This window comes from Limnoraphis robusta BA-68 BA1 (assembly GCF_034932365.1).
GTDB lineage: Bacteria > Cyanobacteriota > Cyanobacteriia > Cyanobacteriales > Microcoleaceae > Capilliphycus > Capilliphycus robustus.
In genome coordinates, this window is record NZ_JAYGHR010000083.1 from 1 (window position 1) to 20,766 (window position 20,766).

Here is a 20,766-nt window from a genome sequence, read left to right on the forward strand (position 1 = left end):
GGGCTGGGGTCACGGGGCTGGGGGATTTAGGGGAATTTAGGGAGATATTTAAGGAAGATTGATCATCTGTAGCATTTTTTCAGTATTTCATATAAAATCGGGTGAATTAACTCAATCAACCTTCAAATAAACTCAATGCGTGTTGAACCTTGTTGTCAGGCTTTGTTGAAGAATATTATACCTGAAATAGATCCAAGTCGAGAAGGATTTTGTTTGGATATTGGAGTGGGAACTTTTGCTTTTTACTGTGAGTTGTTTGCCCGTTTGAATTATGCTACTGTTGCGGTTGAACCAGTGCCTGTAGCCAAGCTGTATAAACTCTGTCAACAGTATAATATTACTTTAGTTGAGAGTTGTTTGTCCGATAAAAATGGGACTCAAACTCTGTATATGGGTCAATTTGCCAAGCTGATTAATTCAAATTTTAATTCACTCTCTCCAAGCTGGTTCGGTTCTTCCAAAACAGCGCGAGAAGTTCCGACTATTGATTTATTAGGACTTTTGGAAAGAATCAAAGCTGAAAAAATTACCTGTTTTAAGATTGATGTAGAAGGCTGGGAATCGGTTATTATTAAACAATTTTTGAACTTACCTGAACATCAACGGCCCAAGGTTGTTATGTTTGAATATGGAGGCGGGGGTAGTCGTTTAAGTGGCGAAAAAGGTTGGTCTCCTAAGTTTTTAGAGGCGACAATGAGTTGTCTAAAAACTTTAAAAAAATCGGGCTATAGCTTCAGTATTATGATTGATTATGCGTCTAATACGAAAGCAAAAGTATTTGATTTGCAATCCCTATCCCTAGAGGATAACACCCTCTTTTATTCCAACGCCATCTATGGAAATATCATTAGTTTTTACAACTGTGTCTACTCAGAATCATCTGTTACTCAGATTTGTCAACCCTATGAGAGTAGTTTAAGCAGTTGGTTCGTTGAAAGATTTCTCTAATTCTATTAATCTCATGTTGGCGAGAGATGAATTGAATTAACCCTCTGAAAGCCTGACTAGAACCTTCTGATCAATACAGAGTCTATAAAATTTGCACCCGGATATGAAACCGGGTTTCTGACAACTGCCTTTAGCTTATAGGCAATATTTTTCGTTATCGAAACCCGGTTTCTCAGGTTTTGTTGAGATTGGTGGAAAATGTTAGTTTTTCCTAACTCTCTCCAAAAATTATCAGGATAGGATAGGGAGAGGTACTCCTCTGTTGAGAAATGCTTTGCTGTATGGTGATCAAACGCTTCAGCCAGTGGTTAACAAAAGTCAGTGTGATTCCGCTTCGCACTTTATTAATTGTACCTGTTGTACTCCAAATTATCGGTGCAGTAGGAATTGTTGGTTATTTATCCTACCGTAGTGGACAGAATGCTGTAGAAGAACTAACAAACCAATTGATGCTGGAAATCGGTGATAAGATTACTCAAAGTCTCAACAATTATCTCCATATATCTGATGAGATTACCGAAATTAATGCTAAATTAATCGGTTTAGGTCTGTTAGACTGGCAGAATAAATCGCAATTGGAAGATTACTTTGTCGAACAAATTAACACGTTTGAGCAGGTCAGTTCAGTCTATATTGCGACTGAAGAAAAAGACTTTCTTGTTATTGCTAAACCTCAATCTGAATCTTTGGTGATTCGATTGGTGATTCGCGAGTGGAATCCCCGCACAGGTGATCTGGAAAATTATGTTGCTGATCAGCAAGGAAACCGCCTCTATTTACGGGATACTATTCCCAATTATGATCCTCATAATGATCCACCCACTCAGCCTTGGTATGCAATCGCCAAATCTGCAAAAAATGGCACTTGGCGAATGGTTGTTTCAGGTGTTAAAAAAGAAGAATTAATTTTAGTTATGGTTCGATCTTTACCCTTCTATGATTCACAAGGTAATCTTCAAGGGGTTCTGGGTGCAACGGTTTTTTTAGATAAAATGGGTGAGTTTCTGCGTCAATTAAAGATCGGCAAAACCGGACAAACATTTATTGTCGATGATCAGGGATTTTTTATTGCAACTTCAACCGATGAATTGCCCTTTCATCAACCTTATTCTTCTCCTAAACTAGAGACTTTTGATCCTCAAAACTTGAGAGTTTCTCTAGAAGATAGTCAAAATCCAGTCACGCAAGCAGTCGGGAAATTTCTGTTCAGTCAATTTAGCAGTTTAGATGCCATTCATCAAGCTGTAGACTTACGACTCAAACACCAGAATCAAGATTATTATATCCGAGTTATACCCTATTCATTAGATTCTAACTCTAATTGGTTCATTGTCGTGACGATTCCCGTATCCGACTTTATGGGAAGAATTAAGAATAATGTTCATCGAACAGTGTTGTTGTGTGTAGCCGCTTTTGCGCTTTCAATTTTGATAGCCCAATTAACCACTAAAATAATAATTAAACCCATCAATAAATTAAATAAAGCCGCTCAAGAATTAGCTCAAAACCATCTCAGTCTGTCTCTTGAAAAGACGAGGATTAAAGAAGTGAATCAACTCAGTCATGCTTTTGAACAGATGGCTGATAAACTGAGGGTATCATTTCAAGCCTTAAAATTAAGTGAACAGCGATTTTCTACTTTACTTGATAGTGTTCCGATTGGCATTAGTGTATTTGATAAAACGGGACAACATATTCTGATCAACCAAGTTGGTGAACAGATTTTAGGACAAGGAATTAAAACGATTCCAGCCGAACGGCTTTCAGAAGTTTATCAGGTTTATGTTGCGGGTACAAATCAGCTTTATCCCCCGGAAAAATTACCCGAAATTCGAGCTTTAAAAGGGAATACTGTTCACGTTGATGATCTAGAGATAGAAGTCAATAATCGTCGTATTCCTCTAGAAGTAACATCAATTCCCGTATTCGATGAATTCCGAATTGTGCGTTATTCTATAATAGCATTTCAAGACATCACCGAACGTCGGAAAAATGATAAACTTCGCCTTAATTATCAACAACAACTCGAACAGGAAATCACCGAACGAACATTAGCTTTACAAATAAGTGAAGAACGATTACAGCTTGTGATTGATGCTACACTCGATGGAATTTTGGATTGGGATATTATTAATAATACGGCTTGGTTATCTCCTCAATTTTATAAACTTCTAGGCTTTGCCGTTACAGAGATTGAACTTGCTCCAGCGACTCTATTTCAGAATCTCATTCATCCCGATGATCGTCATCACTTCCAGCAAATTCTAACAAATCATTTAGAGAATAATCATCCTTATATTATAGAGTTGCGAGTTCAACGATCCGATGGTAGTTATGGCTGGTTTCTCTGCAAAGCCCAAGCTTTAAGAAATAAAAATGGTGAACCCTATCGTATGCTTGGTTCATGTTCAAATATTAGCGATCGCAAACAAGCAGAAGAATTACTATATCAATCAGAAGCCCGCTATTTGTCGATTTTAGAGTATCAAACTGAATTCATCACCCGATTTCAACCGGATGGCACTCTGAGTTTTGTTAATGATGCCTATTGCCGCTATTTCGGTGTTTCTAAGGAGGATCTGCTTGGACATAGTTATCAACCCATTATTTATCCAGAAGACCAACCGATTATTGATGGCTGTCTTGCTTGCCTTTCTCCTCAACAACCCGTTATAAAAATTGAAAATCGAGTGATTGTCAATGGCACTGTGCGTTGGACGCAATGGACAAACCAAGCGATTTATGACACACAAGGAAATCTGGTGGAATTACAGTCTGTTGGTCGTGATATTGATGATCGCAAACAAGCTGAAATCGCCCTACAAAAAACGAACCAACAACTACAAGCTTTTTTGGATAATGCACCTGCGGCGATCCATTTATTTGATGTTGAGGAGCGTTATCTGCGGGTGAATCGAGCCTTTGCTAACCTGTTTAATTTATCTGAAGAACAAATCGTCGGCAAAAGGTTTGCGGATTTCTTTACGGAAGAGGTTATTAACATCTTTAGAACTCGGATAAACCAACTTATTGAGATCGGTCAACCCGTGACAGTAGAAGACGAACTGTTAATTAATGGCGACCTCAAAACCTTTGAATCTATTCTCTTTCCCGTGATAGATGAAGGCGGTAGACTCAGAGAAATTTGGGCGATTGCGACCGATATTAGCGAGCGCAAACAAGCAGAAATTGAACTGCGTAAAAGTCGGGATTTACGAGATGCGATTTTCCATGAATCTGCGGATGCACTCTTTTTAGTTGATTCTGAGAGTCTCTTGACAATTGACTGTAACCGTCGTGCAGTTGAACTGTTTGAAGCCAAAAATAGAGAAGAATTAATTGGGATTGAAGGTCATATCTTACAAAAACGGCAATTTACTCCCCAAGAAGTTCAAAACAGTCGGGAGGCTGTTGATCAAAAAGGTTTTTGGGATTTAGAAATTGAATATTTAACTAAACAAGGACGTTCTTTTTGGGGGAATTTAGCGGCTCGAAAAATTTATATTGATGGTCAACTCTTTCACTTGGTGCGAGTCACAGATATTAGCGATCGCAAGCTTGCTGAACAAGCTCTCCGTCAAAGTGAAAAACAATTGCGGTTATTAGCGGATGCTTTACCTGTGTTTATTTCCTATGCTGATTCTGAGGAACGCTATCAGTTTGTTAATAAAAAATACGAAGAACAGTTTGGATTAAATCGGGAAGAAATTTGTGGTAAAACGACCCGTGAAGTCATTGGAGACATCAATTATCATCTAATTCGTGGATCTATTGAGCAAGCTTTAATGGGAGAATCCGTCAGTTATGAAGTGCAATTTCAGAATTTAGCTGATTTAGGAGAGCACTATCTTTCAGTGATGCTGATTCCGAATTTTGATGAATCTTTTGGAGTTCAAGGATATTATAGCTTAATTATCGATATTAGCGATCGCAAACAGATTGAACTACAACTACAAAAAGCCAAAGAAGCCGCCGAAGCCGCTAGCCAAGCCAAAGGGACATTTATTGCCAATATGAGTCACGAATTGCGATCGCCACTTAATGCGATTTTAGGCTTTGCTCGAATCTTGAAAAATGACTCCAAACTCTCATCCTATCAACGCAAGAACGCTGATATAATTTATCGCAGTGGAGAGCATCTCTTGAACCTGATTAATCAAGTTCTAGATTTAGCGAAAATCGAGGCAAACCGAACAACTCTCGACCTAACAGATTTTCATTTCGATGCTCTGCTTGATGATATTTATAATATGTTCTCTCTCAAGACTGAAAGTCAAGGACTGAATCTCAATATACAGAAAGCTTCTGATGTTCCAAGCTACATTTGTACCGATGAAATGAAACTCCGTCAAGTTTTAATTAATCTGTTGAGTAATGCTGTAAAATTTACAAAACAAGGATCTATTACTCTGCGAGTTTTTGTAGCATCCGAAAGTTCTGATCCTGTGATGTTAAATTTTGAAGTAGAAGATACAGGGGCTGGCATTGCACCCGAAGAACAAACTCATCTATTTGAAGCATTTAATCAAACAGAAGCCGGACGAAAAATTCAACATGGAACTGGACTGGGTTTAACTATCTGTCGAGAATTTGTGCAGTTAATGGGGGGTAAGATAAGCCTAGACAGTCAACAGAATGTCGGGAGTATATTTAGATTTAATATTGCTGCTAAAACCCTTAAATTACCTTCAAAAACATCGCCTTTGAAAATCGATAAAATTATCGGTTTAGCACCCGAACAACCTGCTTACCGCCTGTTAGTTGTTGATGATAATTCGGCTAACCGTCGATTATTAGTTCAACTCCTCACCCCTCTAGGGTTTGCTGTACAAGAAGCCGAAAACGGGGCTGAAGCGATTACCCTTTGGCAACAATGGCAGCCTGATTTAATCTGGATGGACTTACGAATGCCTGTATTAGATGGTTATCAAGCAACAAGACAAATTCGCCAGCAAGAACAGTTTCAAAATGTAACAAATTCAGTTATAATTATTGCAATCTCTGCCAATCAATTGCCAGAAGATCACCAAACCCTCGGCTTTAATCACTTTATCCATAAACCCTTTGAAGAGTTAGAAATCTTTACAGCCCTACAGCAGCATTTAGGGGTGCAATACAGCTATGCTGAAAGTATCTCAGAACAATGTGAAATAGCTGTCAACACAGATGGTTGGCAAACTGTTGCCAATTTACCTGATCACCTCCTGAAAAAACTTGAGGACGCCCTAATACTCGGCGATCCCCAGATTATTCAGCAAACAATCCAGTCACTAAATAACCCCAATAATCATCTAGCTGAGACTCTAACCTTATGGGCTGATCGGTTTGAGTACAGCCGGATACTAGATTTAATTCGTTCAGTTCGTTAAGAAATAGAAGTATTATGTCTCCAATTCATGATATTCTGATTGTAGATGATAGTCCGGCTGACTTAAACTTATTAATAAACATCTTGTCAACAACAGGATACCGTACCCGCATCGCACCCACAGGAAAGCTCGCTATTCAATCGGCTTTAGCGCATCCGCCTGATTTGATTATGCTGGATATCAAACTTCCTGATCTCGATGGATACACCGTTTGTCAGCAGCTCAAATTAGACGAGAACACTTTTCACATTCCGATTATTTTTTTGAGTGCGCTTGATAGAGTATTAGATAAAGTTAAAGCCTTTGAAGTTGGGGGTGCAGACTATATTACTAAACCCTATGAATCAGAGGAAGTTTTAGCGAGAATAAAGCTTCATCTGGCTCATCAACGACTCCTGCAACAACTCGAAGCCCAAAACCGACAATTACGACAGCAAGAAGAACGTTGGCAATTATTACTTCAAGGAACAGGAGACGGTATTTTTGACTGGAATGTACAAACAGGCGATGTGTTCATGTCAACCCAGCTCAAACAAATGCTGGGTTATACCGATGAGGAGATAGAAAATCGCTTTGAAAGTTTTAAATATCTTCTTCATCCTGATGATAAAGATCAGGTTTTAATGACTCTTGAGCATTATTTTAAACACCAAACTCCTGATTATCAAATTGAATATCGTTTACGCTGCAAAGATAATAGTTATAAATGGATTTTGGCACGGGGACAAGCCATTTGGACTGAAGATGCTACTCCTCTGCGGATGATCGGCTTTCATCAAGATATCAGCGATCGCAAAAATAATGAACTGATTCGTCAACAAATTTCTGATGATTTGCGCCGCAACGAACAGAAATTTAGAGGCGCATTTGATACGATCACCGCCGGAATGTGTTTAGTCTCTTTATTTGGGCAATTGCTCGATGTAAACATTGCCCTGGCTAAAATGTTGGGATATTCTCAGACTGAACTACTATCACTCCAACTCGCTGATTTGATTCATCCTGATGATCAAGGCATCGATCATCAGTTGACAAGGCAAATGTTTGCCCGAGAAATTCCCGGCTATCAGATTGAGAAGCGATTTGTTACCAAAACGGGAGAACTGATTTGGGGCGTGATGAATATTTCACTGATGTATGATACTCAAAAATCCCCTCATTATCTGATTGTTCAGATTGTTAATATTAGCGATCGCAAACGAATTGAAGAAGCCCTCTGTCAAAGTGCAGCTACTCAACGAGCAATTTTAAAAGCAATTCCTGATTTGTTGATCCGTCTGGATCGATACGGAATCTGTATTAGTATTAGTTTTAGTGAAAACATCCGAGAACATCGTTCAGTGCCATACCAGATGTGGAAATCGATCTACAAAACCTTACCTTGTCCTCTGGCTCATCAACAAATGCAGTCTGTTCGCCAAGCGTTAAAAACAGGTGAACGGCAAATTTATGAACAAGTGATCAAAGTCAATGGAGAACTGTGCTATGAAGAAATTCGGATTGTTAAACTCAATGATGATGAAGTGTTGATGATGATTCGGGATATTAGCGAACAGCAAGCTGCACTTCGTGATCGCATTCGAGCTGAAAAAGAGTTACAAGAGGCTAATAAAACCTTAGAACTGTTAGCCCATACAGATGGCTTAACTCAAATTGCGAACCGTCGTTATTTTGATGATTATCTCCTGAAAGAATGGCTGCGTTTAGCACGGGAACAACTACCTTTATCGCTAATTTTATTAGACATCGATCACTTCAAAGCTTATAATGATTACTATGGGCATCAAGCAGGTGATCAATGTTTAATTTCAATTGCTCAAGCGATTAAAAGAACTATAAAACGTCCAGCCGATTTAGTCGCCCGTTATGGCGGTGAAGAATTTGTGATTGTTTTACCCATGACGAACCGAGAAGGGGCGATTATTGTTGCTCAACAGATTCAGCAGAGCATTCATGATCTTGCTATTTTTCATCAAAAGTCTGAAGTGAGTAATATTGTGACCATCAGCATGGGAATTAGCAGCACAATTCCCGATTATCAAGCTCAACCTGATGTGTTAATTGCTCAAGCGGACAAACTACTCTACACTGCCAAACAACAGGGACGTAATCAGTATGTTGTCTATTCTTGATAGAAGGCCCCTTCCCTTCTTTAGATTACACTGAAATATTAAACCGCAGCACCAACCGTTGCAATTTTGCGGTATTCTTCTACGGCTTTTTGACAAATTTCTGCACAGCTTTGACAATGGGAATTATCATGTTTGGAACATTCTTTAGCACAAGCTTCACAAATTTCTGCACAAGTTCGACACAGTTGAGCAATAAACTTAGAACCTCGACCCATAAAACCTGCTATCGTCCAGCAAATTTGCGAACAGTCGCGACACAAACGAGCGCATTCAGGCATACTTCCAATACATTGATCGGCGCAATGTTCACATTCTAAGGCACATTGAACAGCAATTTCTAGGCTTGATTGATTTATATTTTGAGTCATTCTTTCAATCTCCATCAAAAATTTTTTGCTCTTACTAAGCCCAAGTTACCAAAGTGATAAAATTTTACTCATCTTCCTAAAGACATAAACAGTCACCAGCCTTGTCGGGAGGTGCCTGCGTATTGATGTCTGTCTTGTAAGATCAATTGCCCCTACCAGTCAGCAGTCACCATCTCCCCACCTCCCCATTGCCTTCAACACCCTAAATTTTGCAATATTCAGTTACAAAACTTGCAGAAAAGAAATATTGTATTTTTTAGTTAAGCAGTGGTTAACTCGCGACCAAAAGACTATAAATTATAGAAGTAGCGAACCTCGATCTCAGACGCATTGAGGATAGAACATTGCCGAGATAGAAGCGATCGCTAAAAATCACCAACATCTTCGATTGGATAGCCTTTTAGTCGATTCTTATCCGTAAGTTCGAGATCAACCGAAAGAAGAATTGACCAAACTCAACGTTTATCCAAGGGTCAAAATGTTGTTCTTTCTACAAATTCAGCCCGAGTAAAAACCTGAAAACATCCTTAAATTTTTAATCTTTCGTCCACAGTTCTGTTTGTAATTCTCACATTTTCATTCATTTGACGAGTACAGGAGACAAGACGATGACAACAAATATCCCTTCAGACAACCGTAATGTCGCTATTGTTGGCCCCTATCTTAGTGGTAAAACCGCACTGCTTGAAAGCATCCTCTACGTTACAGGCGTCACCACCCGTAAAGGCACCGCAAAAGATAATAACCGGGTTGGAGATACAGCGCCCGAGGCCCAAGATCGCAATATGACTGTTGAAGTCAATGCCGCTAGTACCCAGTATGGCGGCATTCGTTTTACATTCCTCGACTGTCCAGGTTCAGTGGAATTTGCCCAAGAAACCTATAACGCCCTGGTTGGGGCAGGGTTAGCGGTGATCGTTTGTGAACCCGATACCAACCGTATTTTAACGCTTTCGCCCCTGTTCAAATTCCTCGATGACTGGGAAATTCCCCATCTGGTTTTCATCAATAAAATGGATCGGGCGTTTACTGATGAAGAAAGCTGCAACAGCAACTACAGCGCACTTCTCGCCGCCCTAAAAAGCGTTTCTTCTCGCCCCATTGTTCCCCATCAATACCCCATCGCCCAAGGTCAAGAATTGGTGGGCTTTATTGATCTTGTTACCGAACAGGCCTATCATTATCATCCGGGTGCGCCTTCTGATCCGGTTGCACTCCCCGATGAACTCTCTGAAGCTGAACACCTCGCCCGTCAAGAGATGTTAGAGGAGTTAGCCAACTTTGATGATCATCTCTTAGAAGAACTCTTAGAAGACATTGAACCGCCCCAAGAAGAAATTGTCAAAGACTTGAAAATGGAACTGGGAGCTGATTTAATTGTTCCTGTGTTTATCGGTGCGGCTGAGGCGGAGTATGGTGTGCGGAGTTTGTTAGATGCGTTAGTACGAGAAGCCCCTGAACCGTTTGTTACCGCCCATCGTCGCGGACTCAAACCCAAGGCGGATCTGCCGATTGCTCAAGTGTTGAAAACCTATTATACCCCTCAAGGTGGTAAACTCTCCTTAGTGCGGGTATGGCAAGGTGAACTCACCGAAGGCATTGTTCTCAACGGCGTGCGGGCGGCGGGTATGTACCGTTTGATGGGTCAACAAACTGAAAGCACCCAGTTAGCGAAAACAGGCGAAATTGTGGCGTTAGCGCGGATGGATACTATTCAAACCGGAGACACCCTCTCAACGGAACCCCAACAGGTGAAAGCCTTACCAAAAGCTGAAGTTTTACCGCCTGTTTTTGCCTTAGCGATCGCTCCACAGCAGCGTAAAGATGAAGTGAAGCTGACGGGTGCTTTAAGTAAAATGTTGGAAGAAGATCCGGCGTTAGCTTGGGAGCAACACGGCGATACTCACGAAGTCATCTTGTGGGGTCAAGGGGAAATTCACATCCAAGTGACGTTAGATCGGCTGCGTCGCAAGTATAATCTAGCGATGACAACCCATTTACCCCGTGTTCCCTACAAAGAAACCATTCGCAAAACCACTCATTCTCACGGACGCTACAAACACCAAAGCGGCGGACACGGACAGTTTGGTGATGTGTATCTCGATATCCAACCGTTAGGACGGGGTGAAGGGTTCAACTTCAACGAAACCGTTGTCGGCGGTGTGGTTCCCAAACAGTATATTCCCGGTGTGGAAACAGGTGTGCGGGAATACCTGCAACAAGGGCCGTTAGGGTTCCCCGTCGTTGATGTGGCGGTAACACTCACAAATGGATCTTATCATGCAGTCGATAGTTCAGAACAGGCCTTTAAACAGGCTGCACGGTTGGCGATGCAGACGGGGATGATGAACTGTGATCCGATTTTACTTGAACCGATCGCTTTAGTGGAAATTTCGGCACCGAATGAGTTTACCTCCCAGATGTTCCAGTTAATTACCGGACGACGCGGACAGGTGTTAAATTATGAGGTGATCACCGGTTGGAAGGGTTGGGATAAAATTACCGCCTATTTGGCGATCTCCGAGATGCAAGATTTGATTGTAGAATTGCGATCGCTGACAATGGGAGTCGGTTATTTTCACTGGAAATATGATCATCTCCAAGAAGTTCCAGAAAAGTTAGCTGAAAAGGTTCTCGCGACTTATGGAAATTCTGAAAATGGCAATGGCAACGGCAATGGCAAAGGTTAAATAACTCTATTTTACAGTTTTTGCCTGTAGGGGCGGGTGAGGCAAAAATCCCTCGATCTGACCAACAATTTACATATACCCGCCCCGGTGTCAGGTCTGGTTTTTGGAGCGGGTATTGAATAAAAAATCAAGTATGTATTCAAGAAACCCCATATAAGCTTCCTCTTCCATTCTACTGAAAATACCCCAAATTGTCAAACTTTTTGATGCCGATTTTAGAGAGCAGTAACTAACTTGACAATTTACGGTACAAAACGATACTATAAGTATGTTGTAAACCGTGTTCTAGGTGACAAAGTATTTGAAACCAAGAGAAGCTGCGGAGTATCTGGGGGTTAACGTCAGAACGTTAGCCAGATGGGAAAATAAAGGCATTATCCAAGCGATAAAAACCCCATCAGGCCAACGTAGATATGACGTTGAATCCTATACTCAAAGCTTCTTGCCCACGAAACAAACCGTGCTGTATTGTCGAGTATCAAGCCATGCTCAAAAACCCGACTTAAACCGTCAAGTTGCTGCATTGCAAGCTTTGTACCCAGAAGCAAAAACCATTAAAGAAATTGGTGGAGGGTTGAACTTTAAGCGCAAAAAATTACTGGAACTTCTAACTCAAATAATGAAAGGTGAAGTGAATCGAGTAGTTGTTGCTCATAAAGATAGACTTGCTAGATTTGGGTTCGATTTGTTCAACTGGTTGTGTGAACAGAACAACTGTGAGTTGATTGTTCTCAACGAAAAAGAACTTTCCCCCCAAGAAGAAATGGTCGAAGACATTCTAGCAATACTGCACTGTTTTTCTAGTCGATTGTATGGATTGAGAAAATATCAAACTCAAATCAAGAATGACCCTGAACTATGCAACGAGCCTTTCAAACAAAACTCAAACTTAACAACCGTCAAAGAACCTTAAGGGCTGGGACACGCGGGATATTCTAGGTGGGTTTGGAACTGGGCATTAGCAGAAGATTGATTCTTAAGAAGAAGTAATGGCTGGCCAAAGTTCAGTTCCTAATAATAAAGCTTCACTTAAATCAGTTTCTTTTAAGTTAGTTTTCAGCAAATTCACTTTATACAACATTGTTCCTTTGAAGCTAGCCCCTCGCAAGTCTGCTTCACTTAAATCGGTATAAATCAGTTTGGCTTCATTTAAGTTTGCACCGCGTAGATCAGCCCCTTTGAGATTGGTTTTAAACAGTTTAGCTTGCGTTAAGTTAGCGGCTTTTAAATCGGCATAAATGAGTTTGGCACCGGTGAGATCTATCTGAGATAAGTTAGAATTACTTAAGTTAGCAAATAAATGAGCATCTTTAAGATTAGCTCGAGTCAGGTTTGCCCCTTGCAAATTTGCCTGCCATAATAATATACTGGTTAAAATAGCATCCTGTAATTCTGCCCCCGGAAGTTCTACTCCCACAAAACCTCGTTTTCCGGCGGCATAACGTTCGATCAGTTCCTTTGCATTCATGGGGCTGTTGGTGGGATTTTTTTCCTCGTTTGTCATATAAAATTAAAAATGACTGACTGATGATCTATTCTGTTATAACCTGGTATTCCTTCACATTGTATCGGTTTCGGGACTCTTCTCAACTCAAAAAAATAGATGATCCGATTTCGTGAAAAAGTGATAAAATTGATTGGGTTATTTTTATGATTACTCTTCAGTTTTTAGCTCATTTTGTCCGTTGAAGAACTATGACTTCTTTTAACGATTCTCCCTGGAAACAAGACAATATTATTATTCATAGCCAACGTTTGTTAAACAGTTTTAGACATTGGACAGGTCAAACGTTAATTGATGTCAATGGCACCCCAGAAGACATCGCTCAAGCCTTATTTAACGCTCCTTTTGTGTTAGTTTCTCATGGAACAGAAGAAAATCCCATTTTTAACTATGGTAATCGCACCGCTTTAGAATTGTGGGAAATGAGTTGGGAAGAATTGACTCAAACCCCGTCGTATAAAACGGCGATCAACAGTGAAGAAGTAACCAAACGTCAGCAAATGCTTGAACAAGTTAAAACCCAAGGCTACACGAACAATTATAGCGGAATTCGTCAGTCGAAAACTGGAAAAAAGTTTTTTATTTCTAATGGAACGATTTGGAATCTGAGCGATGAAAATTATCAATATTGGGGTCAAGCCGCTACTTTTGATCACTGGCAATTTTTGTGAATTGTTCGGACTAATTACATTAACTTGGCTTTCAACTGTTCTAACTTTTCGGGAGTGAGACTAATTTTAATCTCTAACAACTGTTGAGTATCTCTCAAGAGAATTGTACCATTTTTTCCCACCGCAATCTCTGGATTTTTCACCTCAATGTTCTGATATTTCACTTTAGGCGTTTCTACCCGAATCACAATATTGGCTTGAGATTGAGAATAAATGTATAATTGTTTGTAGAGTGGATCTAACTCCAACTTACTGGCTGTAATACTGCGTTCTTGATCATTTTTCGGCTTATACCAATACAGCGTAATTCCTCGCAATTGAGGATTAACAATCATAAACACTTCATCGAACTTTTGAGACTCCCAATTAATCTGGCTTAAATCTCCATTTTCTGGAATTAAACGCTGCTGCCAATTAATCTCCTGTCCTGCAAGATCAGCCCACCACTGACGAATGGTTTCTAAGTGAGTAGCATTTTCCGGGTTGCTGCTGCCCTGCTGCCAAATAATAGTTGATGTCATAATAACTTTCCAAACCCAGTAACCTATTTCTACTCTAGCCTTTAACCGCAATTATGGATTTACCGATTGTCTATCATTCCGATTATGTCGCCGCTTTACCACCGGGTCATCGTTTCCCGATGTCAAAATTTAGGTTACTCTATCAAATGTTACTGGCTGACGAAGTGATTGAACCCTCTCAAGTTCACATCCCCGAACTTCCGCCCCCAGAATGGATAGAATTAGTCCATGATCGCGATTATGTACAAGCCTATTGTCAGGGAACCCTTGATCCAAAAGCCCAACGTCGCATCGGTTTACCCTGGAGTCCCGCTTTAGCAAACCGGACTTGTATTGCAGTCGCTGGGACGGTTTTAACGGCTAAACTCGCTCTTTCTCATGGACTGGCTTGCAATACCGCCGGAGGCACTCATCACGCCTTCCCCAACTTAGGAACCGGATTCTGCATTTTCAATGATATCGCGATCGCAGCTCGCACGATGCAAAAATTAGGACTAGCGAAAAAAATTTTAATTGTAGATTTAGATGTTCATCAAGGGGATGCGACGGCTTTTATCTTTCAAGATGATCCGAGTGTTTTTACCTTTTCGATGCACTGTCAGGCCAATTTTCCTGCCCGTAAACAAAAAAGTGACTTAGATGTACCGCTTCCGGTGGGGATGGAAGATGAAGCCTATTTGCAAACCTTGGGGAAGTATTTAGAGGATATTTTATCAGAGGTTCAACCGGATCTCGTGTTTTATGATGCTGGTGTAGATACTCATGCCGAAGATCGCTTAGGAAAACTCGCTTTAAGCAATACAGGACTGTGGCGACGAGAAATGCAAGTTCTTAGCACTTGTGTGGGTTTGGGCTATCCAGTAGCGGGAATTATTGGGGGAGGCTACTGTGATGACATGAGTGCTTTAGTCTATCGTCATTCAATTTTATATCGAGCCGCCGCTCAAGTCTATCGCCAATTTCAACTCTAAACAATCAGCAATTGTTAACTTAGAGTCTCGACAAGAATGCGACGGCGTTTTACAATTTGATAGACAAGGTTGATCAATAACGACGATTCACCCCTTCTCGGTTGAACAGGGGCAGATCAGGGTGTAGAGTTTAGACTGAGAGGGATTAGCCTTTCTCCAGGCTCAGAAGTCTAAAATAGTAGCTTTCGTAAGAATCAGGGTGTAAAACGTTAAAAAGCGAGTCGTTCCGTCTTTTTTCGGGCTGTTGAATCACAATTGTTCAAAAAGAAAGAAATTAGGAGTCGGCGTTTATTTGACCATGATTCCGACTCCCAATCTCTAGCAAATTGCCAGTTGCCACCAACTAAACTGGACTTAATCCCAACATAGCTCGTAGAGTAAAAAACGTAAAGGCAAAAATTCCTCCCATTAAACCCACAAGGGCGATCGCCGTCAGGGGTTTATCCAAGTATGGCTTCAACTTGTCAAACAGAAAGAAAAATATCCCCAGGGTAAAGGTGATAAAGTAGCGGGGGTAGCGGGAGACGTTCTCGAAAAACTCTTTCATGGGTCGGCTTGATTAATTAAGTTATCTTATATTTTAGGGGTAGGAGTTGTCTGCCGTTTTAACAATACAATTAAAACCGACAATGTGATCCCCTACCCCGGATTTGAGTCGGTTAGACGAAAGTGGTAATCTAGGTAGGCTAGCAATATTGATCAAAGTTGATGCCAGTATGAGTATTTTAATGGAAGTCACGACAAACGTAGCTTATCAAAACTATGTACAATGGGCTTTATGGGGAATTCTCGCTGCGGGATTCCTGGCAGCCACGATTATTGGTTCGATAGCCTGGTATAATTCTAAGCGTCCGGCAGGTTGGGAAGATGCAGATGCTCCCGGTTGGGTTCCGAAAGTTGATGCCGATAAAGATAAACCCGGTCAGTAGACAGTGAACAGTAGACAGTGACCAGTGACCAGCTTTTACAGTTTACAGTGACCAGTGACCAGTGACCGTAGGGGCGGGTTCCGCAGTTATTGATGTCACTGACTGATAACTTATATAAACCCGCCCTCAACAGTGTTCAGGAACCGGGTTTTTACAGTGAACAGTTTATAGTAATGATCAGGGAGCGTGTTTATTTAGTCTCGTAAAACCCTTATCCTACAACACTTTCAATCAACAAACTTACTTAGCTTATTAACTGATTTACTCACTTTTTACTCAATTGAGTTAAGTCTAACTGAATAAATGAGTAACTGTCCATCAAGCAATTGATAGGATTTTTTAGTCAACTAACACAATACTGCAATCCTGTCAAATCAAACATTTAACCCATCTACCTTACCTGAACTCTTCAGCCTACTACCCTCACTCACTCTGTCAAGGTCAAGCCTACGGTGCTACGCAACCTTGACATCGTTCGTTTGAGGGTAGTGTCTGTCAGATATCAGGCAAGGTGAAGGGGAAAGTTGTATCTCTCTCACATTTTGAGCAGCAACGTCTGTTTGATTCTCAGTTTGAGACATCAGAGCTAAGTGTCACAACTAACATTCACATAAACCCATAGCAATCACCCATCAAGGATACAAAGTCTTCTATCCACCTAAGCTTCAAAATCAAGAATAGAGCTTGTGTCTAAATTGACGACCTTCAACTAGGCCCCAACGAAAACTTGTCAAGTTGACTTCAAGTTACTCATTGACTAATAGTTTTTCTCCCATTGATTCAATGAATTGATTCAATAGGGAAAAACCTTATCTCTCCCTACCTTGTCCAGTAGTCTACTTCATCAGTTATGTCTGTTGACTCAGCAATCAACGCTAAATAAAGGTTTGTTGGCAGGCTGTAACCCTTGCCCTGTATAGGTTCATTTTGGGACGTATTCTAGCTCGACTTGATTGATTAAAATTAGCCTATTTACGAAATGACTAGAATTCTTTCACAGTATAGGTTTCAAGCTTGATTTTTGAGTCAATATACCGTACTTGTATACTATTTGTATTTATATTGCTTATATTATTATTTTTATTTATGTTATTTATAGTATTTATAGGTATTGTTTATAATAAATTGACTTATGAGCCTTTTAATGTTAAACGTTCCGTATTATTCGCAGCGAGATAATGTATCTGAGCCACATAGAAGCTGCAACAAAAGTAGTTGCTGTATGGTAGCCGAATACATTAAACCTGGTATTTTTGGAGGTAGCGACAACGTTTATTCGATTCTGCTAGAAGGTTATGGAGATACAACGAACCATGAGGCTCATACTCGTTTGTTGAGCGCTAGAGACTTTAGAACCGAGTTTCGATATGATTTGTCTTACGAAGACTTAGACGAGTCTCTGTTTAGTCGTAAAATGCCCATAGTTATTGGAGTTTTGCATAGAGGGCATTACTTAACTCCTTATGGCGGTCATATGTTGGTAATTATTGGGAAAGAGAATGAGGACTGTTATATCTGCCATGACCCTTGGGGAAACCCGTTTGCTTACGATGACGACAATGGAGCGAGCTGCTTAATCCCTAAACAGTCCCTTGATACCCGATGGTTAGCAGATGGAATAAACAGAGGTTGGGGGCGCTTGTTCTATTAATAATTGCGATCGCAACTGCTCAATAGACCTGATCAACTTCCCTGCCGAGTTGGACGTGTAACCCCTCTCCCTTTTTAGTTTTGGGACTGTGTTGGCCAACCAATTTTCTAGCTGTATACACCTGTCTACACCACTGCCTACACTGTCTACACCTACCTGTCTACACCTGTCTACACTACTCTCTATGATGACTGTACTAACATCAACAATTTGCCTGAGTGTTTCTACCTCTTCACTCAGGCGTTCAGCTTTCCCAGGCGTTGCTCTAACTCCTCAAAGCGTTCATCCAGTCTTGTTTGTAGCTGTTCTAATTCCTCTCTTATATCAGGGGTGTCTACAGTGTCTACAGTTCTGTTAACAAGGGTGTCTACACCTTGACTGATGGACAGTAACAGTCTCTTGGCTGCAAGGTTGAGACTTTCACCCGGTTCACACTGCCCTCTAAGCCACTCCAGTTCACTATTTGAGAGTCTAAAGCTAATCAGTTCACTTGCCATGTCTACACCTGTCTACACTACCTGTCTACAGTGTATACAGTAGGTGTCTACAGTGTCAACACTATCTGTTAACAGGTGTATACACCCTACTAGCAGATAGACTAGACTAAAATATCATTGGCCATGTTGAAAGATTTAAGTTACGCCGCCTTCGGATTGTTGGTGATGATTCAGAGAAGGTTTGGCGATCGCAACTGACACCCCCTAACCTGTCAGGGTTAGCCCCCCCTAAAACACAAGGATAAGGGATTAATTTAATTAATTAAATTAATTGATTAAATCAATCCCTCTAGAGAACTACTTCCGTTTATCAAGCCTGTAGTCGCTGCATTTTTCTCCGTAATTTAGTGGATTAGCAGTACAGGGTAACAGCTCTATCCCTGTACTGTAATAACACCTTTCGCAAGGATTGTAATCATTCAGAATGTATGTATTGAACCTGGAAACCGGTAAATGAATCTTCACTGGTCTTTTGAAGCGTGGAAAACCGCACCAAATCGAGGGTGAACAGTAGATAGGTATTGTCATTTTTTTGATAATTTTATAGTGGCTTAACCCAAATCAAGCCTTGTTTAGTCGATTGCGGCTTAAAGCCTTGATTGATCATCAATTGGTGAATAGTGAGGTTATCTAGCCTAGGCAAATCTAAACTGCCATCTAGTATTCGTTTCTTGAGAAAATCTAACGCTTCTTGTGAGGTTATTCTTAACTCAGTCTCTATAAATTGTTCCATACCATCCTCTAAAAACAACTTGTTTTGAGTCAAAGTTGCCAAGGTTTTTTCCTCAACAAACTGAGAGAGTATCTCAATAGTTATTGATTTTTCTAAGAGTGGCAACCTGACTAACTCTTGATAGGGTATCAAGTATTCGTCAATCACTTCGTTGACTTTTAATTGCTTGTGCAAGGCTAAAGTTGTAAGCACGTCAAGAATCATTGTTTTAAATTCTCGATGCTTGCTAGATGTTTTGTGTTTGTTAATCCCTCGTTTTATCGCTTGATATTCTAAACAGATATCAGTACGATAAAATAATTTTAAATCTATCTCTAACTCAGTTACGTCTAGTAAATCTGGGTCAACATACTCTCTGTCTGTTTCGTTTTTCTTAAAGTGAAAAATCATTGCTCTACGCTTTAACTCTTCACATCCCGGAATAGACCAGTGGGTATGAATAGAGGAAATTATTTTTGTGCCGAATGTACAGAATTCTTGGATTTTAGCACCCGGTAAAGCGATTCTAGTTTTGCTAGTCGCCCTATTGCATCCTGATTTCAAAATACCAAAAATACTATCAGGAGAATTCGGAGAAATTCTTACGGGTCTAATATCATCCCAACATAGAATTGTATTACGCTCTAGCCTTTCCTCTGGCATATCAGGGTGTACAAGGTATTTTCTATCATTCAATGTGTTTCTAATTGATGCAGTAGTTGAGTTTTCTAGTAGAGGTTGCACCCCGTATAATTTACTCGCAAGTGAGCCTACTTTAGATTTACCTGAACCACTTTCACCCCACAAAAAAGTTATGGGCAAATTAGTTGCAATAGCAGATGGGGTTAATATTGTTGCTAGAATCAAATCTCTCTGCAATTCATTATGTGGCAACAAAAAACAAGCATCAAACAACAGGGACAAGTTGTCCCATAAGCTATCAGAATCGTTAGGAACCACTTCTCTCCAATCAATGAGAAAAGAGTCCCTAAACTGTGAATAGTCTAGGAACTTTTCAGACATTTTATTGAATTCCTCCTGTTGCTATTTTTATCAAAACTTCTAAGTATTTTTGGTTGATTTCAAACTCTTCACTAGGGAGTTTGTACATCGCCAAAAAGTAATAATGCAACGGCAACGTTTCACCCTCAGTACCATCTATTGCTGTACTAAAATGTTTAGCAATAAATGACATTCGAGCGTTAAGAACTTGTTCAGTTGTTTCCTTCGGCGTGTAACTACTACCGCTTTTCTTAAAGCTAGTATTAGCTAGTTTGTCAAAGCTGTAGTCACTTAACCCGTCTACCGATTCAGTAATAGGCTTAACATCTAAGAAAGCTTCTTTCAAGATTGCCTTCTTGTCCTCGTTTGTTTCTATTTTCCATCGATTAGCAAAGCCTAAGTTATTTTCTGTGCAGTCTAAAGTCCCCTCGACTAATCCATCAGGAAACTCGCTAGCCAACTCATCAAATCTGTCAATGAAGAACAAGTCCCATTCAGAAGGCTTGATAGTATTGTCGGGCTTACCATCTTTTCCTTTATAGGTTTGTTCAGTTTTTAGGAATCGCAGCAATACAGGGCTAGGCAGTTCGTTGATATTAATCCAATCGCCTCTACCGTTATCGTCATTTTTCCACTGTTTGCATTCAGTAGCCTTGCAGTTAAACAGTGCTACATAGTAATGCTGTTCATCTGACCAGGACTTAAATCCTTTGAAAGTCAATCTTTTTGATGATGTCTTAGTCCAGTCAGGAGTGAGAACCATCCCTACATCTTTTTTCTCAGATACTTTAAACATTGTGA

At 40.3% G+C, this 20,766-nt stretch carries 17 protein-coding genes; 10 read left to right on the forward strand and 7 right to left on the reverse strand.

Annotated features, from left to right (window positions below; all coding sequences use genetic code 11):
* Positions 1 to 135: 135 nt before the first annotated feature.
* The 3 genes from VB836_RS24325 to VB836_RS24335 all read left to right on the forward strand — a co-directional run bounded on the left by VB836_RS24325 (position 136) and on the right by VB836_RS24335 (position 8,449).
* Positions 136 to 948 carry an FkbM family methyltransferase gene (locus tag VB836_RS24325; protein ID WP_323223340.1) on the forward strand — a complete coding sequence of 271 codons (813 nt, stop codon included), beginning with the start codon at positions 136 to 138 and terminating at the stop codon, positions 946 to 948.
* A 281-nt stretch (positions 949 to 1,229) separates the two neighbouring features.
* A complete protein-coding gene (locus tag VB836_RS24330) occupies positions 1,230 to 6,317 on the forward strand; it encodes a PAS domain S-box protein (protein ID WP_323223342.1) in 5,088 nt (1,695 codons plus the stop codon).
* Between the two features lie 14 nt (positions 6,318 to 6,331).
* Positions 6,332 to 8,449, forward strand: coding sequence for a diguanylate cyclase domain-containing protein (locus VB836_RS24335; RefSeq protein WP_323223345.1), 2,118 nt, complete (start codon positions 6,332 to 6,334; stop codon positions 8,447 to 8,449).
* A gap of 38 nt (positions 8,450 to 8,487) precedes the next feature.
* Here the strand turns inward: VB836_RS24335 and VB836_RS24340 are convergent, their stop codons facing one another.
* Positions 8,488 to 8,817: a four-helix bundle copper-binding protein gene (locus tag VB836_RS24340; protein ID WP_046278066.1), complete on the reverse strand. Its 330-nt coding sequence runs from the start codon at positions 8,815 to 8,817 to the stop codon at positions 8,488 to 8,490.
* A 608-nt stretch (positions 8,818 to 9,425) separates the two neighbouring features.
* Here VB836_RS24340 and VB836_RS24345 point away from each other — a divergent pair.
* The 3 genes from VB836_RS24345 to VB836_RS30410 all read left to right on the forward strand — a co-directional run bounded on the left by VB836_RS24345 (position 9,426) and on the right by VB836_RS30410 (position 12,480).
* Complete coding sequence (locus VB836_RS24345; RefSeq protein WP_323223348.1) at positions 9,426 to 11,507, forward strand: elongation factor G; 2,082 nt, start codon at positions 9,426 to 9,428, stop codon at positions 11,505 to 11,507.
* 289 nt (positions 11,508 to 11,796) lie between these two features.
* Positions 11,797 to 12,420 (forward strand): IS607 family transposase, encoded by a 624-nt coding sequence (locus VB836_RS24350; RefSeq protein ID WP_046278629.1) that lies wholly within the window; start codon positions 11,797 to 11,799, stop codon positions 12,418 to 12,420.
* Positions 12,421 to 12,423: 3 nt separating this feature from the next.
* The gene (locus VB836_RS30410) at positions 12,424 to 12,480 is read left to right on the forward strand and encodes a helix-turn-helix domain-containing protein (RefSeq protein ID WP_082172210.1); all 57 of its coding nucleotides are present in this window, start codon (positions 12,424 to 12,426) and stop codon (positions 12,478 to 12,480) included.
* Positions 12,481 to 12,483: 3 nt separating this feature from the next.
* Here VB836_RS30410 and VB836_RS24355 read toward each other — a convergent pair whose 3' ends face one another.
* Complete coding sequence (locus VB836_RS24355; RefSeq protein ID WP_323223350.1) at positions 12,484 to 12,975, reverse strand: pentapeptide repeat-containing protein; 492 nt, start codon at positions 12,973 to 12,975, stop codon at positions 12,484 to 12,486.
* A gap of 227 nt (positions 12,976 to 13,202) precedes the next feature.
* Between VB836_RS24355 and VB836_RS24360 the strand changes: the two genes are divergently transcribed.
* Positions 13,203 to 13,682: an MEKHLA domain-containing protein gene (locus VB836_RS24360; RefSeq protein ID WP_046278631.1), complete on the forward strand. Its 480-nt coding sequence runs from the start codon at positions 13,203 to 13,205 to the stop codon at positions 13,680 to 13,682.
* A 14-nt stretch (positions 13,683 to 13,696) separates the two neighbouring features.
* Here VB836_RS24360 and VB836_RS24365 read toward each other — a convergent pair whose 3' ends face one another.
* On the reverse strand, positions 13,697 to 14,203 hold the full coding sequence (locus VB836_RS24365) for a hypothetical protein (RefSeq protein ID WP_046278632.1): 507 nt from the start codon (positions 14,201 to 14,203) through the stop codon (positions 13,697 to 13,699).
* Positions 14,204 to 14,256: 53 nt separating this feature from the next.
* Here VB836_RS24365 and VB836_RS24370 point away from each other — a divergent pair, with 53 nt between their 5' ends.
* Complete coding sequence (locus tag VB836_RS24370; RefSeq protein WP_323223352.1) at positions 14,257 to 15,174, forward strand: histone deacetylase family protein; 918 nt, start codon at positions 14,257 to 14,259, stop codon at positions 15,172 to 15,174.
* 343 nt (positions 15,175 to 15,517) lie between these two features.
* Here the strand turns inward: VB836_RS24370 and VB836_RS24375 are convergent, their stop codons facing one another.
* Entirely contained in the window at positions 15,518 to 15,721 is a 204-nt protein-coding gene (locus tag VB836_RS24375; protein WP_046278634.1) for a DUF751 family protein, read from the reverse strand.
* A 148-nt stretch (positions 15,722 to 15,869) separates the two neighbouring features.
* On the opposite strand from VB836_RS24375, the gene psb35 reads away from it, so the two are divergent.
* Both psb35 and VB836_RS24385 read left to right on the forward strand, forming a co-directional pair.
* Positions 15,870 to 16,103 carry a photosystem II assembly protein Psb35 gene (gene psb35, locus VB836_RS24380; RefSeq protein WP_407659748.1) on the forward strand — a complete coding sequence of 78 codons (234 nt, stop codon included), beginning with the start codon at positions 15,870 to 15,872 and terminating at the stop codon, positions 16,101 to 16,103.
* Positions 16,104 to 17,325: 1,222 nt separating this feature from the next.
* Positions 17,326 to 17,754, forward strand: a complete 429-nt coding sequence (locus VB836_RS24385) for a hypothetical protein (RefSeq protein WP_407659749.1) — start codon at positions 17,326 to 17,328, stop codon at positions 17,752 to 17,754.
* A 236-nt stretch (positions 17,755 to 17,990) separates the two neighbouring features.
* Here VB836_RS24385 and VB836_RS24390 read toward each other — a convergent pair whose 3' ends face one another.
* From VB836_RS24390 to VB836_RS24400, 3 genes are all read right to left on the reverse strand, one after another.
* Entirely contained in the window at positions 17,991 to 18,251 is a 261-nt protein-coding gene (locus VB836_RS24390; protein ID WP_323223354.1) for a hypothetical protein, read from the reverse strand.
* A gap of 541 nt (positions 18,252 to 18,792) precedes the next feature.
* Positions 18,793 to 19,986: a hypothetical protein gene (locus tag VB836_RS24395; protein WP_323223356.1), complete on the reverse strand. Its 1,194-nt coding sequence runs from the start codon at positions 19,984 to 19,986 to the stop codon at positions 18,793 to 18,795.
* Between the two features lies 1 nt (position 19,987).
* Positions 19,988 to 20,761, reverse strand: a complete 774-nt coding sequence (locus tag VB836_RS24400; RefSeq protein WP_323223358.1) for a hypothetical protein — start codon at positions 20,759 to 20,761, stop codon at positions 19,988 to 19,990.
* Positions 20,762 to 20,766: the final 5 nt, after the last annotated feature.